Origin of the sequence: Paraburkholderia unamae (genome assembly GCF_003096875.1) — a bacterium.
In the GTDB taxonomy this organism is placed as follows: Bacteria; Pseudomonadota; Gammaproteobacteria; order Burkholderiales; family Burkholderiaceae; genus Paraburkholderia; species Paraburkholderia unamae.
The window spans coordinates 282,779-301,061 of record NZ_QEOB01000001.1 but is presented as its reverse complement, the minus strand read 5'-3'; the positions used below and the strand labels follow the sequence as shown (position 1 = coordinate 301,061).

Here is an 18,283-nt window from a genome sequence, read left to right as displayed (position 1 = left end):
AAATCGATCGTTGAACGCCCGCCGCCAGCCGGTCAGCCACACGCGGGCGAGCGCATTGTAAGCGATCTGTTAGATATGGGCGGGTGCGAAAAATTCAATCTCAGCGCGAGGCGGCGGCCAGCCTCAGCCCGAGGCCGACGAACGCCGAGCCGACCGTCCGGTCGAGCCACTTCTTCACGCCCGGTTTGCCTGCGAAGCGGCGCGTGACGCTGCCCGCCACCCATGCGACAAGACTGTTCCACATCATGCTCATCACCACGAACACGGCGCCGAGCGTGAGGAACGCGAGCGCCTTGTGCGCGCTTTCGGTGCTCACGAACTGCGGAAAGAACGAAACGAAGAACAGCACGACCTTCGGGTTGAGCACGTTGGTCCAGAAACCCGAGAGGAAGAGCTGACGCAGCGGGCGCGCCGCACCGGCGGCCGGCGCTTCGCCCGTGGCCAGGCTGGCTTCCTGCTTCGTGAGGACGAGGCGCACGCCGAGATACACGAGATAGATCGCGCCGACGATCTTGATGACCGTGAACGCCGTGGCGGACGCCGCGAGCAGCGCCGTCAGGCCGAACGCGCAGGCGAGCGAGTGCACGCAGCAGCCCGCCGAGATGCCGAGCGCGGAAACGAGGCCCGCGCCGCGGCCCTGCGCGACGCTGCGCCCGACGATGTAGGCGGTATCGGGGCCCGGCGTCACGTTCAGGAGAAAGACAGCCACGAGGAAGAAACCGAAATGGGTGATGCCGAGCATGCCAACCTCAAGATTGCTCAAATTGCGAACGGCGCTGACGCGCCTTTGATTCTAACGCGCCGGTCGCGGCACGGCGTGCCGCCCGTCGCGGCGCGCGGGGTCAGGCTGCGGAGGCCTCGGGCAACTGGAAGCGCTGGCCCGCCGCCAGCGGCATGCCCGCCAGGAATTCACGCGCGGGCAGGCGCTTGCCGCCCGGCTTTTGCAGTTGCGTGAGGCGCAGCGCCCCCTCGCCACAGGCCACTACCACGCCCGCCGCGCTCACTTCGAGAATCTCACCGGGCTGCGCCGCCACCGTTGAACGCTCGACCGGCTCGGCCGCCCACAGCTTGAGCTGCGCGCCGTCCAGCGTGGCCGCGCCGCCCGGGAACGGGTCGAACGCGCGAATCTGGCGCGCGAGCGCCACAGCCGGGCGCCGCCAGTCGAGCGCGGCCTCGTGCTTGCCGATTTTTTCGGCGTAGGTCGTGCCCTCCGAGGGCTGCGGGGTGGCGGGCAGCGCGCCGTCGCGTTCGAGCGCGACGAGCCCGTCCACGATCAGCTTCGCGCCGAGTTGCGCGAGGCGGTCATGCAGCGTCGCCGTGGTGTCGCCCGGCGCAATGGCGGTGCGCACTTCGGAGATCATCGGCCCGGTGTCGAGGCCCACGTCCATCTGCATGAGCGTGATGCCGGTTTCGGCGTCGCCCGCTTCGATCGCGCGGTGAATGGGCGCGGCGCCGCGCCAGCGCGGCAGGATCGAAGCGTGAATGTTGATGCAGCCGCGCGGCGGAATGTCGAGCACTTCCTGCGGCAGAAGGAGGCCGTATGCGGCGACCACCATCACGTCGTGCGGCGTGGCGCGCAACAGGTCCAGCGCGGCGGCCGCTTCTTCCGGATACTTGCCGGTGCGGCGCAGCGAGGGCGGCTGGGCCACGGCCATGCCGTGCTCCTGCGCATAGCGTTTGACCGGGCTCGCCTGAAGTTTCATGCCGCGGCCCGCCGGACGGTCAGGCTGGGTCAGCACGAGCGGCACGGTAAAGCCCGCCTCGTGAATCGCGGCAAGCGCCGCAGCAGCGAATTCCGGCGTGCCGGCGAAGATGACGCGAAGACTATGGCTCATGAGCGCTCGGTGCGTGGCGGGTTGACGAAGGGAAAAACGGCGCGGCGCAACAAAACGAAGGCGAAACAGCGAGAAAGAACGCGCGCAAATCGTGCCTGTATCGCGCTTACATCGCGCGTTCGAGCTTCTTCATCTTGCTGCGGATACGCGTTTGCTTGAGCGACGACAGGTACTCGACGAACACCTTGCCCATCAGGTGATCCATTTCGTGCTGGATGCACACCGCGAGCAGCCCTTCACAGTCCACTTCGTAGGTCTCGCCCTTCTCGTTGAGCGCGCGCACGCGCACCTTTTCCGCGCGCTCGACTTCGTCGTAGATGCCGGGCACGGAGAGGCAGCCTTCTTCGTGCACTTCGCGCTCGGCGCTCGACCAGATGATTTCCGGGTTGATGAACACGCGCAGTTCGTCGTGCGCGTCGGAAACGTCGATCACCACCACGCGCTCGTGCACGTCGACCTGGGTCGCGGCGAGGCCGACGCCGGGCGCGGCGTACATGGTTTCGGCCATGTCGGCGACGAGCCTGCGGATACGGTCGTTGAGCACCTCGACCGGCTTCGCGACCTTGTGCAGGCGCTTGTCCGGGTAATGAAGAATATTCAGTAGAGCCATGATTTGACGGGTTTCTCGTTAGGCGCCGGGTGCTTCGCGGCGATGCGCTCACTGGCCGTTCGGCCAGCTTGCGAGCCCCGTGCCGGACACGGAGGATATGCGGACAGATACGGACGAACGGGCCGCAATTCAACGTTGGACGCGCGGGTGTCCGCGCGAGCACGCTGAGCATCGGGCGTGCGCAACGCCATGTGAAGGCGCGACGGTGTATTTCGGATGGTGAAAATTTTATCACGACGTGCGGCAATACGCCCGCCGCCGGAGAACGCGATGCACACGACCTTACCGCTCACGCCCGAGGAGCAGGCCGCCTGGCTGCGGCTCGCGCTCGCGCGTGGTCTCAAGCCCGCCGCGCTGCGCGCCCTGCTAGGCGCGTTCGGCCTGCCGCAAAACGTGCTGGCGCAGCCCTTCGCCTCGCTCGCCGCCGTGGCGGGCGCGCAAGCCGCCCACGCCGCGCTGGCCGAGCCGGGCGCGGACTTCGCACAGCGGCTCGAAGCTTTGCAGGCATGGTGCGCGGCGAGCGGCAACGCGCTAGTCACATTGGCCGACCCGGCCTATCCGCCGCGCCTGCTCGCCATGCCCGACCCGCCGCCGCTGCTCTACGTGAAGGGCCGGCTCGATCTGCTCCATGCGCGGGCGGTGGCCGTGGTGGGCAGCCGCAACGCCACGCCGCAGGCCCTCGAAGACGCCGCCCGCTTCGCACGCACGCTCGCCGCGTCGGGTCTCACGGTCGTCTCGGGACTGGCGCTCGGCGTGGACGGCGCCGCGCATCGCGGCGCGCTCGACGAACGCGGCGGCACCGTCGCGGTCATCGGCACGGGCGCGGACCTCGTCTATCCGCCCGCGCACCACGCGCTCGCCACGCAGATCGCCGCGCTTGGCACGCTCGTCTCCGAATGGCCGCTCGGCACGCCCGCGCGGTCTGCCAACTTTCCGCAGCGCAACCGCGTGATCGCCGCGCTCGTGGAGGGCGTGGTCGTCGTGGAGGCCGCGCAACGCTCCGGCTCGCTCATCACGGCGCGCCTCGCCAACGAAATGGGGCGCGACGTTTTTGCGCTGCCCGGCTCGATCCACGCGCCGCTCACGCGCGGCTGCCATGGGCTCATCAAGCAGGGCGCGCAATTGGTCGAATCGCCAGAAGAGGTGCTCGAAGCGCTGAACGTCGGGCAAGCGCCTGGCGGCCAGGCGCGCGCTACGCGGCGAGGCACACGCGGCCCGAAAGTCTCGGTGCCGTTCGATGGCGTGCAGCGGCCAACGGATACGACGCAACCGCTGACGACGCAACCGCTGACGTTCGAACCCGCACTGCCCGCCAGCCTCGGCGAGGACGCACGGCGCCTGCTCGAAGCGCTCGGCCACGCACCGGCCACGCTTGAAATCCCGCGCAGCGCACCGACATGGCCGAAGCGGTGCTGCAAGGCACGCTGCTGCAACTCGAACTGGCTGGCCGTCTCGACGTGCTGCCCGGCGGCTGGTTCGTCCGGGCCACGCGCGCTTAGCGCGGCGCCCGGTGCGAGGGCCACCGCCGGTGCGCCGCCGTGATACATTCGCGCCAAACGCCCCGCACTATATAGAAGAGAACGCAAGGAACGACCATGCCCGCGCTTGACCTCGACACCGACGCCGACCTGATCGCAGAGCGCGTCAGCGACCACGACACGCTGTTCGTGGCGTGCCTGTGCGCGCAGTGGTGCGGCACCTGTCGCGACTATCGGGCCACCTTCGACCGTATTGCCGAAGCACACCCCGAGATCTGCTTCGCTTATATCGACATCGAAACGCACGCCGACCGCTTCGACGACCTCGACGTGGAAAACTTCCCGACCATCCTGATCGAGGACGGGCACGCCACGCGCTTCTTCGGCACGGTCCTGCCGCACGGCGCCGTGGTCGAACGGATGCTCTCGGACCTCACGGCGCTGCCAGGCGTGGCCGATGCGCCGAAGCTGCGACCCGCGCTGACCGCGGCCTGAGGCCCGTCCGGGGTCAATCAACATCTGACCCCGATCAGACGCACCGCTTGCCGCACCGTCTGGCGCACCCTTATGATTGGGCGCCTTGGGCGTTGCGCGAATGCCGCCGTAAGCGAACACAAAAATCGACGCCGGCGCGCCATGTGCTATAAAGCGGTCGAGAAAGGCCCCCAAAGCGGGGCGGCCAAGCCGGGCATCGAGCCCAAGCGCCCATTCAGTAGGCATCGGCCCGGGGCGCCAACCGGATTCACCCACTAGCAACCAGTCATGTCCAAAGCTCTGATCATCGCCGAGAAGCCATCCGTCGCGAACGACATCGCGCGCGCTCTGGGCGGTTTTACCAAGCATGACGAATACTACGAGAGCGACGACTACGTGCTCTCGTCGGCGGTCGGCCATCTGCTGGAAATCGCCGCGCCCGAGGAATACGAGGTCAAGCGAGGCAAATGGAGCTTCGCCCATCTGCCCGTGATCCCGCCGCACTTCGACCTGAACCCGATCGCCAAGAGCGAGTCGCGGCTCAAGGTGCTCACGAAGCTGCTCAAGCGCAAGGACGTCACGCGACTCATCAACGCCTGCGACGCGGGGCGCGAGGGCGAGCTGATCTTCCGCCTGATCGCGCAGCACGCGAAGGCGAAGCAGCCGGTCCAGCGCCTGTGGCTCCAGTCGATGACACCGCAGGCGATCCGCGACGGCTTCGCGAACCTGCGCAGCGACGACGACATGCTCCCGCTCGCCGACGCCGCCCGCTGCCGCTCCGAAGCCGACTGGCTCGTGGGCATCAACGGCACGCGTGCGATGACCGCGTTCAACAGCAAGGGTGGCGGCTTCTTCCTCACGACCGTCGGCCGTGTTCAGACGCCAACGCTCTCGATCGTCGTCGAACGTGAAGAGAAAATTCGCCGTTTCATCCCGCGCGACTACTGGGAAGTGCGCGCGGAGTTCGTCTGCGCGAAGGGCTTCTACGAAGGCCGCTGGTACGACCCGAAATTCAAGAAGGACGAGTTCGATCCGGAAAAGCGCGACTCGCGCCTCTGGAGCCTGCCGGCCGCCGAAACGATCGTGGCCGCGTGCCATGGCCGCGAAGGCACGGTCACCGAGGAATCGAAGCCGTCCACGCAGCTCTCGCCCGCGCTCTTCGACCTGACGAGCCTGCAACGCGAAGCCAACGGCCGCTTCGGCTTTTCGGCCAAGAACACGCTGGGCCTGGCCCAGGCGCTGTACGAAAAGCACAAGGTGCTCACCTACCCGCGTACCGATTCGCGCGCGCTGCCCGAGGATTACATGGGCACCGTGAAAGAGACGCTCGAGATGCTCAAGGAGAGCAACAACTACCTGCCGCACGCCAAGCAGGTGCTCGACAAGGGCTGGGTGAAGCCCAACAAGCGCATTTTCGACAACTCGAAGATCAGCGACCACTTCGCCATCATCCCCACGTTGCAGGCGCCGAAGTCGCTTTCCGAGCCTGAGCAGAAGCTCTACGACCTCGTCGTGAAGCGCTTCCTCGCCGTGTTCTTCCCGGCGGCGGAATATCGCGTCACCACGCGGATCACCGAAGTCGCGGGCCATCACTTCAAGACCGAAGGCAAGGTGCTGATCGAGCCGGGCTGGCTCCAGGTCTACGGCCGCGAGACGGGCGGCGACGACGCCAACCTCGTGCCGGTGCAAAAGGACGAGAAGGTCAAGACCGACAAGATCGCAGCGCATCAACTCGTGACCAAGCCGCCTGCGCGCTACAACGAAGCCACGCTGCTCTCGGCCATGGAAGGCGCGGGCAAGCTGGTGGACGACGAGGAGCTGCGCGAGGCCATGGCCGCCAAGGGCCTCGGCACGCCGGCCACGCGCGCGGCGATCATCGAAGGTCTGCTCGGCGAAAAGTATCTCGTGCGCGAAGGCCGCGAGCTGATTCCCACGGCCAAGGCGTTCCAGCTCATGACGCTGTTGCGGGGCCTCGGCGTGGAAGAACTCACCGCGCCGGAGCTTACCGGCGAGTGGGAGTACAAGCTTTCGCAGATGGAGCGAGGCAAGCTACCGCGCGACGCGTTCATGCAGGAAATCGCCCGCATGACGCAGACCATCGTGAAGCGCGCGAAGGAATACGATTCGGACACCATCCCCGGCGACTACGCGACGCTGACCACGCCGTGTCCGAATTGCGGCGGCCAGGTGAAGGAAAACTACCGCCGCTTCGCGTGCACGAAGTGCGAGTTCTCGATCTCGAAGATTCCGGGTGGTCGCCAGTTCGAAATTCCCGAAGTCGAAGAACTGCTTCAGAACAAGACGATCGGCCCGCTCTCGGGCTTCCGCAGCAAGATGGGCCGGCCGTTCTCGGCCATCCTCAAGCTCTCGTTCGACGACGAAATCAAGAACTACAAGCTCGAGTTCGATTTCGGCCAGGACCAGGGCGCCGAAGATGGCGAAGCGCCCGACTTCTCGCAGCAAGAGGCCGTGGGCGCGTGTCCGAAGTGCAAGGGCCGCGTGTTCGAGCACGGCATGAGCTATGTGTGCGAGCACTCGGTTGCGAATCCGAAGACCTGCGACTTCCGCTCGGGCAAGGTGATCCTCCAGCAGGAGATCACGCGTGACCAAATGGCGAAGCTGCTGGCCGAAGGCCGCACCGATCTGCTGACCAACTTCAAGTCGTCGCGTACGGGTCGCAACTTCAAGGCATTCCTCGTCAAGCAGCCGGACGGCAAGATCGGCTTCGAGTTCGAGAAGAAGGAGCCGAGCGCGAAGACGGCGGCCAAGACGGCAGGGAAAAAGGCGGCTGCGACGGCCGAAGCCTCGGGTGAAGCGGCGAACGACTCGGCCGAATCGGAAGAAACCACGAAGCCCGCCCGCAAGACGGCGGCGGCGAAGGCCGCACCGGCGCGCAAAACCGCTGCACGCAAGACGGCGGCACGCAAGACGGGCTCATAAGGCAGTCCTGCGCCAGCCGTCATCGGCTGGGCTGACGCTGGCAAGCAAAAAGGCGCAGCTCCTCACGAAGCTGCGCCTTTTTTATTGGCTAATTATTGGCTAATTCGGGCGCGTTTCCCGACTTAAAGCGGTGAGATCGCCGAAGTTCGCGTCCGCGCCGCCGAAGCGCGCGCGGCTTTGGGCGCACGCTCGGCGTCCATGCCGTTGCGCTCGCCGTCATGCAGGCTCGCAGAAGCCTGCGCGCCGTCGTAGCCCTCGTTCGCCGCACCGTTGCGACCCGGCGCGGCCGCCGGCAGCGCGAGGCCGTCCTTGACCCACTGCTCGCCGAGCTGGCTGTTGGGTGTCTGGCTGAAGTGCTCGACGAGGTGATCGATGAACGTACGCACCTTGGCCGGCAAGTGGCGGCGGCTCGGGTACGCGACGTTGATCTCCACCTGCGGCAGACGATAGTCGCCAAGCAGGCGCACGAGGCGCCCGCGCGTCATGTCGCGCCCGATCAGATAGCTCGGCAGGATCGCGATGCCCATGCCGAGCAGCGCGAACTGGCGCAGCATCTCGGTGTTGTTCGCCACGATCACATTGGTCGGACGCACGCGAACTTCACCGTCCGGCCCCGTGAAGACGCGCTCGTCGCCCCAGTACTCGGAGGGCAGCGAGAGGCTCGGGTGCTCCATCAACTGCTCGGGGCGCGTGGGTGTGCCGTGCTTTTCGAGGTACGCCGGCGTCGCGCACACGGTCATGCAACCGGTGGTCAGGCGGCGCGTGACGATGCTCGCGCTGCGCATCTGGCGCGCGGTCACGACGCCCAGATCGAAGCCCTCTTCCACGAGATCGACCTGGCGGTCGACCAGCGTGACATCGGGGATCACCTGGGGATAGCGCTGCGTGTACGTTTGCAGCACCGGAGCAAGATTGTGGAGGCCGAACACCACCGGCGCGACGATGCGCAGCGTGCCTACCGGTTCGTGGTTGCGCGCGACGACCATCTGCTCGACATCTTCGAGCTCATCGAGAATCTGGCGGGCGCGCTCGAGATAGACCTGACCCGATTCGGTCAGGGAGAGACTGCGGGTCGTGCGATTGAGCAAACGCGTACCGAGCCGACCTTCGAGGTCGGCGACATGCCGCGTCGCAACCGCATTCGAGATATCCATCGCGGAAGCGGCCCGGGCGAAACTGCCGAGGTCGGCGACTTTGACGAAAACTCGCATCGACTGCAAATGATCCATGAGACAACTCCTGCCTGTTACTACCCGCTGAAAATCAGCGGTGGAAACCGCGAATTCTCCTACGACAGCAGAAATCGTGCAGAAGTTGCCTCCGAAGCCCCTAATTTCTTTACGAATTCTTCGACTGCGCCCCAAAATGCACTAACGGATGGTCAATTGTTTCCTCGATCGAAACAATTTTGCGCATTGCAGCGAAATTTCCCGACAAACGTCGAACAGACGGCGCTCCGCACCGCATCAATTCATTCGACCCCGGGAATAAAAATGGCCGCCAGAAGGCGGCCATCCAGTTAGCAAGCGCTCACATCATGCAATCACAGACGCGCTTCCAGCCTCTCGCGCGCGTCCTTGAGCACCTGCGGCAAACCGTGCGCGAGCTTGTCGAACAGTTCGGCGTGCAGCGCGAGTTCGGCGCGCCAGTCGTCGGCGTCCACGGAAATCACCTGCTCGAACTGCGCCTGCGTGAAGTTCAGGCCGCTCCAGTCGAGGTCGCCGTAGCGCGGCGACACGCCGAACGCATGCTCCTCGCCTGTGGCCTGGCCCTCGATGCGGCGCACCATCCATTCGAGCACGCGCATGTTCTCGCCGAAGCCCGGCCACACGAACTTGCCATCCGGCCCCTTGCGGAACCAGTTCACACAGAAAATGCGCGGCAGCGTCGAGCCGAGTTTTGCGAGGCGCTCGCCCGTTGCCAGCCAGTGGCCGAAATAGGCGGCCATGTTGTAGCCGCAGAACGGCAGCATGGCGAACGGGTCGCGGCGCACCACGCCCTGCTGCCCCGCCGCCGCGGCCGTGGTTTCCGAGCCCATGGTGGCGGCCATGTAGACGCCTTCGGTCCAGTCGCGCGCCTCGGTCACGAGCGGCACCGTGGTCGAGCGGCGGCCGCCGAAAATGAAGGCGTCGATGGCCACGCCCTTCGGGTTCTCCCATTCGGGATCGATCGACGGGCATTGCGAAGCCGGGGCCGTGAAACGCGCGTTCGGATGCGCGGCCTTGCGGCCCGTCTCCTTGCCGATGGCGGGCGTCCAGTCGTCGCCCATCCAGTCGATCAGGTGCGCGGGCGCCTCGTCGGTCATGCCTTCCCACCAGACGTCGCCGTCATCGGTGAGCGCGACGTTCGTGAAGATCACGTTCTCCTTGAGCGTCGCCATGGCGTTGAAGTTGGTCTTTTCACCCGTGCCCGGCGCCACGCCGAAATAGCCCGCCTCGGGGTTGATCGCGTAGAGGCGGCCGTCCGCGCCTGGCTTGATCCACGCAATATCGTCGCCGATCGTGGTGATTTCCCAGCCGTTCATCGCCTTGGGCGGAATCAGCATGGCGAAGTTGGTCTTGCCGCATGCCGACGGGAACGCCGCCGCGACGTGGTACTTGCGGCCTTCGGGCGAGCGCACGCCGAGAATCAGCATGTGCTCGGCGAGCCAGCCTTCGTCGCGCCCCATGGTCGAAGCGATGCGCAGCGCGAAGCACTTCTTGCCGAGCAGCGCATTGCCGCCGTAGCCCGAGCCATAGCTCCAGATCTCGCGCGTTTCCGGGAAGTGGACGATGTACTTCGTCTTGTTGCAGGGCCACGGCACGTCTTTCTCGCCCGCCGCCAGCGGCGCGCCGACGGTGTGCACGCAAGGCACGAAGGGACCGTCCTCGCCCAGCACGTCGTACACGGCGCGGCCCATGCGCGTCATGATGCGCATGTTCACGACCACGTACGGGCTGTCCGACAGTTCCACGCCGATATGCGCGATGGGTGAGCCGAGCGGCCCCATCGAGAACGGCACGACGTACATCGTGCGGCCGCGCATCGAGCCGGCAAAGAGACCGTCCAGCGTCGCGCGCATTTCTGCGGGCGCGATCCAGTTGTTGGTCGGGCCAACGTCTTCCTTGCGCGGCGAGCAAATGAAGGTGCGGTCTTCCACGCGTGCGACGTCCGAAGGGTCGGAGCACGCGAGATACGAATTGGGGCGTTTTTGCGGATTGAGGCGGCGCATCGTGCCGGCTTCGACCATTTGCGCACACAGTCGGTCGTATTCTTCCTGGGAGCCGTCGCACCAGACAATGCGATCGGGCTGCGTGTGCGCTGCGATCTTTTGCACCCAGGCGATCAGTTTCCGGTTCCGGACCCAGGCGGGCACCTGAGCGGCGGCCTGGGCTTGGTAGTCGGGATGGTTCATCGAGCTGTCTCCGATTTTAGGGCTGTAAAAAGGGAAGCGGCCCTTTTAGACGCTGCACGCGAGAGGCGCAACTCCTGCGAACCAAAAGTTGATGGCAGATCAACCTGAAAATCGGTCCGCGCAGTTGGCAGGTCGTCAAGGCCCTTTGAGCTGGGGTTCGAAACCGTCTGTAAAGCGGCTTGCATCGCAACCCGACAAGCTGTTAAAAGTTGCAAATTCGCGGCCGACGGCCGCGTCGTATAACCTGCGTGCGTAACCGTGCTCATGCGCAAATGCAATGCCTGCTGCTGCACACGGCGCGCCACGTGAAGGCTCCCCTTATTCATACCAGTCTTCCCGGCGCTGCATAGTGGGATAACCACCAGATGAACATCGAAGTCGCGCTACACAGGGCGCGACGCAAAACACGCAAAACAACCCGCTGCCATGAAAATTGCCATCCTTGACGACTACCAGGACGCCGTCCGCAAGCTCGACTGCTTTCAACTGCTCGCCGACCACGAGGTCAAGGTTTTCAACAACACCGTGCGAGGTTTGGGCCAGCTCGCCAGCCGCCTCGCCGAAGTCGACGCGCTCGTGCTGATCCGCGAACGCACGCGCATCAACTCGCAACTGCTCGACAAGCTCCCGCATCTGCGCATGATCAGCCAGACCGGCAAGGCCGGTCCGCATATCGACATTCCCGCCTGCACGGAGCGCGGCATTGCCGTGCTCGAAGGCACGGGCTCGCCGGTCGCACCGGCCGAACTCACGTGGGCGCTCATCATGGCCGCCCAGCGCCGCATTCCGCAGTACGTCGCCAACCTCAAGCAGGGCGCGTGGCAGCAGTCGGGTCTCAAGACTTCGGCAATGCCGCCCAACTTCGGTCTGGGTCAGGTGATGCGCGGGCAGACGCTCGGCATCTGGGGCTATGGGAAGATCGGCCGCCTCGTGGCCGGCTACGGCAAGGCGTTCGGCATGCGCGTGCTGGTGTGGGGCCGCGAGCATTCGCTCGAAGCAGCGCGCGCCGACGGCTACGAAGCCGCCGCGAGCCGCGAGGCGCTGTTCGAGGAAAGCGATGTGCTTTCGCTGCATCTGCGCCTGCACGACGACACGCGAGGGATCGTGAAGCAGGAAGACCTGCTGCGCATGAAGCCCACGTCGCTGCTCGTGAACACGAGCCGCGCGGAACTGCTGGAAGAGAACGCGCTGCTCGGCGCGCTCGCGCACAACCGGCCGGGCATGGTGGCGATCGACGTCTACGAGAGCGAGCCGATCCTGCAAGGCTATAGCCTGCTGCGCATGGAAAACGTGATCTGCACGCCGCACATCGGTTATGTGGAGCGCGAGAGCTACGAGCTTTATTTCGGCGCGGCGTTCCGCAACATCCTCGCCTTCGATGCGGGCGACCACGCGAGCGTCGCGAACCCCGAAGCCCTCCAGGGCGGCCGCCGCCGCTAAGCGCCGGAGGCACAGGGCGCTCGCCGCCCTTTCCTGTTTCTCATGCCCAATCCGGCCGCGCGCTCAAGCGTGCGCGGCCGCTTCCATGACCTCGGGCAAACGCGCGAGAAAACGCTCGCCGTCCACGCGGCCGAGGTTGTAGGCGTGCTGCATCTGCTGCGGGCTCGTGTAATCCCAGCTCGAGATCGGCACCTTGGCCGAAGGCTGCACGTAGAGGCGCTGCTGCACGCCCCCGGCCGCCTGATGGCGCACCACGAACATCTGCGGGCGCGGATAGAGCCGCGTCACCATCACCAGCACGCGGCCGGGCGTCTCGTCGAGCGCGCCGACCGGCACGTTGTCCACCATCCCGCCGTCGAGTACGGGGCGGCCGTCGCGGCGCAACACGGGCGTAAACGGCGGCGTGCATGACGATTGCAGGATCAGGTCGGCCAGATCCTCCACGCTCGCGCATTCCTGCGCCGTCACGAACTCCGGATGAAACCCGAGCTTGCGCCCGAGTGTGGGGTGCAGCGTCTTGCGGATATGTTTTTCGATGTTGTACGCGATGAGACCCGCTGCCACGGCGCTGCGCGCGCCGAGCCAACGCGGCACATGCGACACGCCGATGCGGATCTCAGGCGCGTCCTGGAGGCGCGTGAACGGCTCGCCGTAGATGTCGAGCAGCGCCTGCCGGTAGATGCGGTAGTGCGGAAACACCGACTCGCCGCGCAGCAGGTTGCCCCAGTAGGCGTTGCGCTTGTTGTGGCGCAGCGCTTGCTCGTAGTAGCGCATGACCCAGTCGGCGTCGCGCGTGTAGAGCATGCACGCCGTGGCTGCGCCCGCCGAGATGCCGGTAATGACGCGCGGGCGAATGCGCAGCTCGGGCTGGACGATGTCCCAGAACCCCGCCTGCCACCAGCAGCGATTGCCGCCGCCCGCGAAAACCACCTGATCGAACATGCCTTGTGCGTCCTTCGATGCGACCGGAAACGGCCGGAAGCGCCAAGCTTAATCGAGCAGCGCGTAAGTCGAGGTCGCGTGAACCGCCATCCGGCCGTCTTCGTCGTAGAGTTCTATTTCACCGAACACCAGATTGCGGCCCATGCGCAGCACGCGCGCCGTGACAAGCACGTCGCCCTTGCGCACCGCGCGCATGAAGTTGGTGTTGAGCGCAACGGTCGTCATGGGCTTGAAGCCGCCGAGCGCCGCGGAAATCGCGACGATCATGGCCGTGTCGGCCGCCGCCATGAAGACCTGGCCGCAGATCACGCCGCCCGAATGGCGCAACTCGCCGGAAAACGGCAGGCGCAAGGTGGCGCTGTCGTCCGTCACCTCGACCGGTTTCATCGCGAGTGCACGCACCCACGGGGCCAGCACGCGCTCGAGCAGCGCGTCGATTGCCTTGTCGTCCATCGTTTGCCTTTGAGAGTCCGTGCTGTGCGACGATTCCGGCCGACTTCGGCGGGAGGGCGGCGCGCAGTAACTGGCTTGAAGCCTGACTTGAGACCTGGTGTGACGCCAGGAGTGGCGACATGATACCGGGACAGTAAGGCCCCGCGGTGAATACGCGAACGCCCGTGCAGAACGGCTTCGCGGGCGCTGTCCAACCTTTTTCAGGAAATTTGCAGAAAGGGCTTGCCAAGTCCCAAAAAGTCCTGCATAATCTTTCTTCTGTTGGGGGCGTTAGCTCAGTTGGTAGAGCAGCGGACTCTTAATCCGTAGGTCGAGTGTTCGAGTCACTCACGCCCCACCAGCCAATTCAGTCAAAAAGCCCGATCCTTGCGATCGGGCTTTTTGCATTTCTCGCCGCTTTCCTGAGCGGCCCGCCGACGTTATTTCGTACGCCGCGTGTGACGCGAAGCCTGCTTCGGGCGCGGCAGCCAGCGGCCGAGCGCCTCGAAACCGTCGAGCTGGCGCAGCAGCGTGTCGACAGTCGAAAGCTGAACGTGAGTCAGGTGGTTTTGCTTGAGGAGCGTATGCAGGCGCTTGCGCCAGTACGCGACGCCCATCACCGGCACCTCGAAATCGCCGGCCAGCGAAGGCGGCATCACGCGCGCGATATGCGCGATTTCCTGTTCGACGAATGTCATGGCTTACCCCGTTGGTCCCGCCGTGTTTCTTATCGTATGAAGTACTGTAGAACGCCGCGTGGGGAACGCCAGCCTACCCGTATGGATAGGTAACCAATAGTCGGACTAGTCGGGGACCGAGCCGATGGTCGCGCAACCGCAAGCGCCGCTCGCGCCGCGGTGCTCGCCCACGCCGTGCGTCGGCCGGTTGTGGGTTTGCGCTACCTGCTCGCCTCTTTCACGACTGCACCTGCTGGACGCCGCCCGACATTACGGCATCCGAATGATTTGACTCCGAATCGCCTGGCGCGCTTTTCAGACTCTTCCTATAGGGTTTTTCCGACTGGATGTTGATCATAGTCAGGTCAACTACTGCCCTGAAGAGGTGAATCATGATGCACGGTCATCCCGTCGACCGGCTGGTGGCGGGCGCGATCGTCGGTGCGCTCGTTACGGCGATTCTGGTCCTGCTGCTGGTCTGGCTGGATATCCCGCCCGAGAAGCAAGTGGGCCTGGCGGTCCGGCTCGCGGTGCCGGTGCTGATTGCGGCGTGCGCGCTGCTGATCCGCCCCTTGTTGTTCAAGACCGTGCTGCGCGAGCGTCGCGATCCCCTGATGCTGGAGGAGGATCTGAACCAATTGCTCGTGGGCCGCGCGCTCGGCGTGGTCGGCGGCTTTTTCTTCGGCGTCACGCTCGCGACCCAGCTCCTCTGATCCGTTAATCCTTTGATCGTCTATCCGCCGGCGCTCAAAGGAACGGCTTGCCGTCCACCTGCTCATAGACGACGTTGCCATCGTCGTCCTGGAACTGCTCCAGATAATTGCGGGCGCCGCAAAGCGGGCATCGGAACAAGGGCCCCTGCCCTTCGTTCTTGATGACCACTTCGCTCTGTTCCCACGGGGTGCCGCACGACTGGTTGCGGCAAACAAATGTACTCGACATGCAGACTCTCCTGACTGTTACGGGTGCAAAGCCTACCTCATGTGCGGCCTGCGCGCCGCAAATCTCCGTTCATAGCGCGAATCGCCCTCACAAGCTGTTCACTTCTTGAGCAGTCGAACCGCTTCCTTTGCTCCGGCCTGACGCAGTCGTCGCGCTCCACCCACTGCGCTCATGGCGGGCATACGCGGGGTGATCGCTCGCCAACGCGCCGCCACGGGTCCACACGCCGTCACGCCGCCGCGCTGGCATGTTTCTCGCGTTAGCGTGCCCCGGTAGCGCGGCCACGCCACACGGCGCGCCCATCCATATCGAGATCGAGAACACAGAGGAGCACGGAGATGAATCACGCGGACATGCAATTTCTGACCACTGAATTCCCGTACAAGAAGCAGTATGGCAACTTCATCGGCGGCGAGTGGGTGGCGCCGCTGGGCGGCGAGTATTTCGACGATATCTCGCCCATCACGGGCCATGCGTTCACGTCCATTCCGCGCTCGCGCGAAGCCGACATCGAACTCGCGCTCGACGCCGCGCACAAGGCCAAGGCCGCATGGGGCAAGACCTCGCCCACCGAGCGGGCCAACATCCTGAACCGCATTGCCGACCGGATCGAGCAGAACCTGCACAAGCTCGCGGTGGCCGAAACCATCGACAACGGCAAGCCGCTGCGCGAAACGCTCGCCGCCGACATTCCGCTCGCCGCCGATCACTTCCGCTACTTCGCCGGCTGCGTGCGCGCGCAGGAAGGCGGCATCTCCGAGATCGATCACGACACGGTCGCCTATCACTTCCATGAGCCGCTCGGCGTGGTCGGCCAGATCATTCCGTGGAACTTCCCGATTCTCATGGCCGCCTGGAAGCTCGCGCCCGCGCTCGCCGCCGGCAACTGCGTGGTGCTCAAGCCCGCCGAGCAAACACCCGCCTCGTTCCTCGTGCTCGCCGAGGTGATCCAGGACCTGCTGCCGCCGGGCGTGCTCAACGTGGTGAACGGCTTCGGCCTCGAAGCGGGCAAGCCGCTCGCCTCGAACAAGCGCATCGCCAAGATCGCCTTCACGGGTGAGACCACGACGGGCCGCCTCATCATGCAGTACGCGAGCCAGAACATCATTCCGGTGACGCTGGAACTGGGCGGCAAAAGCCCGAACATCTTCTTCGCCGACGTGCTCGACCACGACGACAGCTACTTCGACAAAGCGCTCGAAGGCTTCGCGATGTTCGCGCTCAACCAGGGCGAAGTGTGCACGTGCCCCTCGCGCGTGCTCATCGACGAGAAGATCTACGACCGTTTCATGGAGCGCGCGCTCAAGCGCGTCGCGGCGATCCATCAAGGGCACCCGCTCGACACGAAAACGATGATCGGCGCGCAGGCCTCGCAGGAACAACTGGAAAAGATCCTCTCGTACATCGACCTCGGCAAGCAGGAAGGCGCGCAATGCCTGATTGGCGGCGAGCGCAACACGCTGGGTGGCGAGCTGGGTGACGGTTACTACGTGAAGCCCACGGTTTTCCGCGGCCACAACAAGATGCGTATCTTCCAGGAAGAGATTTTCGGGCCCGTGGTTTCGGTCACGACCTTCAAGACCGAAGAGGAAGCGCTGGAGATCGCCAACGACACGCTCTACGGCCTCGGTGCGGGCGTCTGGACGCGCGACGGCACGCGTGCCTACCGTTTCGGCCGCGCGATCCAGGCGGGCCGCGTGTGGACCAACTGCTATCACGCCTATCCGGCGCACGCGGCGTTCGGCGGCTACAAGCAGTCGGGCATCGGGCGCGAGAACCACAAGATGATGCTCGACCACTACCAGCAAACGAAAAACCTGCTCGTGAGCTATAGCGAGCAGCCGCTCGGGTTCTTCTGACCGCTCCTGGTGCTTTGGCGTCGCGCGATGCGGCGGCGAGACGGCCGCCATGGCGTGCGACGCCACCCTTTTTGGCATCTTCAGAGGAGCGATCTGACATGGTCGACCGCGTAACCGCCACACCGGCCGCGCTCGCGCTGATCGAGCAACTCGCACGCGAGCACGGCTCCCTGCTCTTTCACCAGTCGGGCGGCTGCTGCGACGGCAGCGCACCGATGTGCTTTCCCGCCGGCGAGTTCATGGTCGGCAACGCCGACGTCCAGTTGGGCGAGATTGGCGGCGTGCCGTTCTATATGACGGGGGCGCAATTTGAGTACTGGCAGCATACCCAGCTCATCATCGACGCCGTGCCGGGCAACGGTGGCATGTTTTCGCTGGAAAGGCCCACGGGACTGCGCTTTCTCACGCGTTCGCGGCTGTACGACGATGCGGAAAACGCGTGGCTCGAGGCGCATCCCGTGACGCGGGTGAGTTCGTAGCGCCCGGCACGCTGACACACACGAAGTACGTCTCTCAAGGCGCGGTGCTATCTTGGACCGCATGTAGCCGCGCATTCGCGCGGCCAGCGCACCTGGAGAGATCATCATGCCGAACCGCGAAGCGAAGCTCCTCACCCTCGAGCCAATGGACCTGCTCGCTGTTAGCCACGTGGGCCCATACATGAAGATCGGCGACGCGTTCTATACGCTCGCGCAGTGGCTCAGCGAGCGCAACGTGCGCACCTCGGGCGCGAAGATGGTCGGCATCTATTACGACGATCCCAATACGGTCGAAGAATCGAAGCTCAGGTCGAAGGCGGCGCTGCGTCTTGCGCACGAGACCGACGTGGAGATCGTTTCACCCGTGGAGAAGTTTCAGCTACGCGGCGGCGAGCACGCGATGGTCCTGCACGTAGGGCCGTACCAGGGGCTGCAACAGGCGTGGATGTGGTTCTACAACGAGGGATTGCAGAAGCTCGGGCGCAAGCCGGACTTTTCGGCGCCCTCGTTCGAGGTGTATCTGAATACGCCGGATGAAGCGGCGCCGGAGGATTTGAAGACCGAGCTCTATATCCCGCTGGCTTGATTTGCGCGATTCGCCGGTTTGCACGATGCCGCCTGAGAGGTTTTCCGGCGGTGTCGCTGTTTCCGGTGAGCGGTTTCTTAGGTTTCTTTAATTTATGTATACGTAAACGTAGTAATAGTTAACAAGCCCCTGGGTAATCTGTGGATAACCGGGGAAAACCGTTGAGTAAACAAAGCTGTGGAAAATTCATAACCT

General features: G+C 64.9%; 16 protein-coding genes, 1 tRNA gene and 1 pseudogene. 9 read left to right on the top strand and 9 right to left on the bottom strand.

The window, feature by feature from the left end:
* Positions 1-100: 100 nt before the first annotated feature.
* The 3 genes from C7402_RS01360 to def all read right to left on the bottom strand — a co-directional run bounded on the left by C7402_RS01360 (position 101) and on the right by def (position 2,445).
* A complete protein-coding gene (locus tag C7402_RS01360) occupies positions 101-742 on the bottom strand; it encodes a LysE family translocator (RefSeq protein ID WP_116609390.1) in 642 nt (213 codons plus the stop codon).
* Between the two features lie 100 nt (positions 743-842).
* Positions 843-1,835 (bottom strand): methionyl-tRNA formyltransferase, encoded by a 993-nt coding sequence (fmt, locus tag C7402_RS01355; RefSeq protein WP_116609389.1) that lies wholly within the window; start codon positions 1,833-1,835, stop codon positions 843-845.
* A 106-nt stretch (positions 1,836-1,941) separates the two neighbouring features.
* Positions 1,942-2,445 (bottom strand): peptide deformylase, encoded by a 504-nt coding sequence (gene def / locus C7402_RS01350; RefSeq protein WP_116609388.1) that lies wholly within the window; start codon positions 2,443-2,445, stop codon positions 1,942-1,944.
* A 270-nt stretch (positions 2,446-2,715) separates the two neighbouring features.
* Between def and dprA the strand changes: the two are divergent.
* The 3 genes and pseudogenes from dprA (at position 2,716) to C7402_RS01335 (ending at position 7,337) form a co-directional block, all read left to right on the top strand.
* A pseudogene (dprA, locus tag C7402_RS01345) lies at positions 2,716-3,944 on the top strand (DNA-processing protein DprA).
* A gap of 96 nt (positions 3,945-4,040) precedes the next feature.
* On the top strand, positions 4,041-4,418 hold the full coding sequence (locus C7402_RS01340; protein ID WP_112170084.1) for a thioredoxin family protein: 378 nt from the start codon (positions 4,041-4,043) through the stop codon (positions 4,416-4,418).
* A 267-nt stretch (positions 4,419-4,685) separates the two neighbouring features.
* On the top strand, positions 4,686-7,337 hold the full coding sequence (locus C7402_RS01335; protein WP_116609387.1) for a DNA topoisomerase III: 2,652 nt from the start codon (positions 4,686-4,688) through the stop codon (positions 7,335-7,337).
* Positions 7,338-7,459: 122 nt separating this feature from the next.
* Here the strand turns inward: C7402_RS01335 and C7402_RS01330 are convergent, their stop codons facing one another.
* A complete protein-coding gene (locus C7402_RS01330) occupies positions 7,460-8,566 on the bottom strand; it encodes a LysR family transcriptional regulator (protein WP_112170082.1) in 1,107 nt (368 codons plus the stop codon).
* Between the two features lie 314 nt (positions 8,567-8,880).
* Positions 8,881-10,731 (bottom strand): phosphoenolpyruvate carboxykinase (GTP), encoded by a 1,851-nt coding sequence (locus C7402_RS01325; protein ID WP_116609386.1) that lies wholly within the window; start codon positions 10,729-10,731, stop codon positions 8,881-8,883.
* 426 nt (positions 10,732-11,157) lie between these two features.
* On the opposite strand from C7402_RS01325, the gene C7402_RS01320 reads away from it, so the two are divergent.
* Positions 11,158-12,171, top strand: coding sequence for a D-2-hydroxyacid dehydrogenase family protein (locus tag C7402_RS01320; protein ID WP_112170080.1), 1,014 nt, complete (start codon positions 11,158-11,160; stop codon positions 12,169-12,171).
* A gap of 63 nt (positions 12,172-12,234) precedes the next feature.
* Here the strand turns inward: C7402_RS01320 and C7402_RS01315 are convergent, their stop codons facing one another.
* Together C7402_RS01315 and C7402_RS01310 are read right to left on the bottom strand one after the other, a co-directional pair.
* Positions 12,235-13,113, bottom strand: a complete 879-nt coding sequence (locus C7402_RS01315; protein WP_112170079.1) for a patatin-like phospholipase family protein — start codon at positions 13,111-13,113, stop codon at positions 12,235-12,237.
* Positions 13,114-13,161: 48 nt separating this feature from the next.
* Positions 13,162-13,566, bottom strand: coding sequence for a PaaI family thioesterase (locus tag C7402_RS01310; protein WP_112170078.1), 405 nt, complete (start codon positions 13,564-13,566; stop codon positions 13,162-13,164).
* Between the two features lie 264 nt (positions 13,567-13,830).
* On the opposite strand from C7402_RS01310, the gene C7402_RS01305 reads away from it, so the two are divergent.
* Positions 13,831-13,906: transfer RNA gene (locus tag C7402_RS01305), tRNA-Lys, on the top strand.
* 79 nt (positions 13,907-13,985) lie between these two features.
* On the opposite strand, the gene C7402_RS01300 is transcribed toward C7402_RS01305, so the two are convergent.
* Complete coding sequence (locus C7402_RS01300) at positions 13,986-14,243, bottom strand: hypothetical protein (RefSeq protein ID WP_112170026.1); 258 nt, start codon at positions 14,241-14,243, stop codon at positions 13,986-13,988.
* Positions 14,244-14,614: 371 nt separating this feature from the next.
* Between C7402_RS01300 and C7402_RS01295 the strand changes: the two genes are divergently transcribed.
* Entirely contained in the window at positions 14,615-14,935 is a 321-nt protein-coding gene (locus C7402_RS01295) for a hypothetical protein (RefSeq protein ID WP_244314714.1), read from the top strand.
* Between the two features lie 34 nt (positions 14,936-14,969).
* Here C7402_RS01295 and C7402_RS01290 read toward each other — a convergent pair whose 3' ends face one another.
* A complete protein-coding gene (locus C7402_RS01290; protein ID WP_112170025.1) occupies positions 14,970-15,164 on the bottom strand; it encodes a hypothetical protein in 195 nt (64 codons plus the stop codon).
* Positions 15,165-15,502: 338 nt separating this feature from the next.
* Between C7402_RS01290 and adh the strand changes: the two genes are divergently transcribed.
* The 3 genes from adh (at position 15,503) to C7402_RS01275 (ending at position 18,088) form a co-directional block, all read left to right on the top strand.
* Positions 15,503-17,023, top strand: a complete 1,521-nt coding sequence (gene adh, locus C7402_RS01285; RefSeq protein ID WP_116609385.1) for an aldehyde dehydrogenase — start codon at positions 15,503-15,505, stop codon at positions 17,021-17,023.
* A 98-nt stretch (positions 17,024-17,121) separates the two neighbouring features.
* On the top strand, positions 17,122-17,502 hold the full coding sequence (locus tag C7402_RS01280) for a DUF779 domain-containing protein (RefSeq protein ID WP_112170023.1): 381 nt from the start codon (positions 17,122-17,124) through the stop codon (positions 17,500-17,502).
* A gap of 106 nt (positions 17,503-17,608) precedes the next feature.
* The gene (locus C7402_RS01275) at positions 17,609-18,088 is read left to right on the top strand and encodes an AraC family transcriptional regulator (protein ID WP_112170022.1); all 480 of its coding nucleotides are present in this window, start codon (positions 17,609-17,611) and stop codon (positions 18,086-18,088) included.
* Positions 18,089-18,283: the final 195 nt, after the last annotated feature.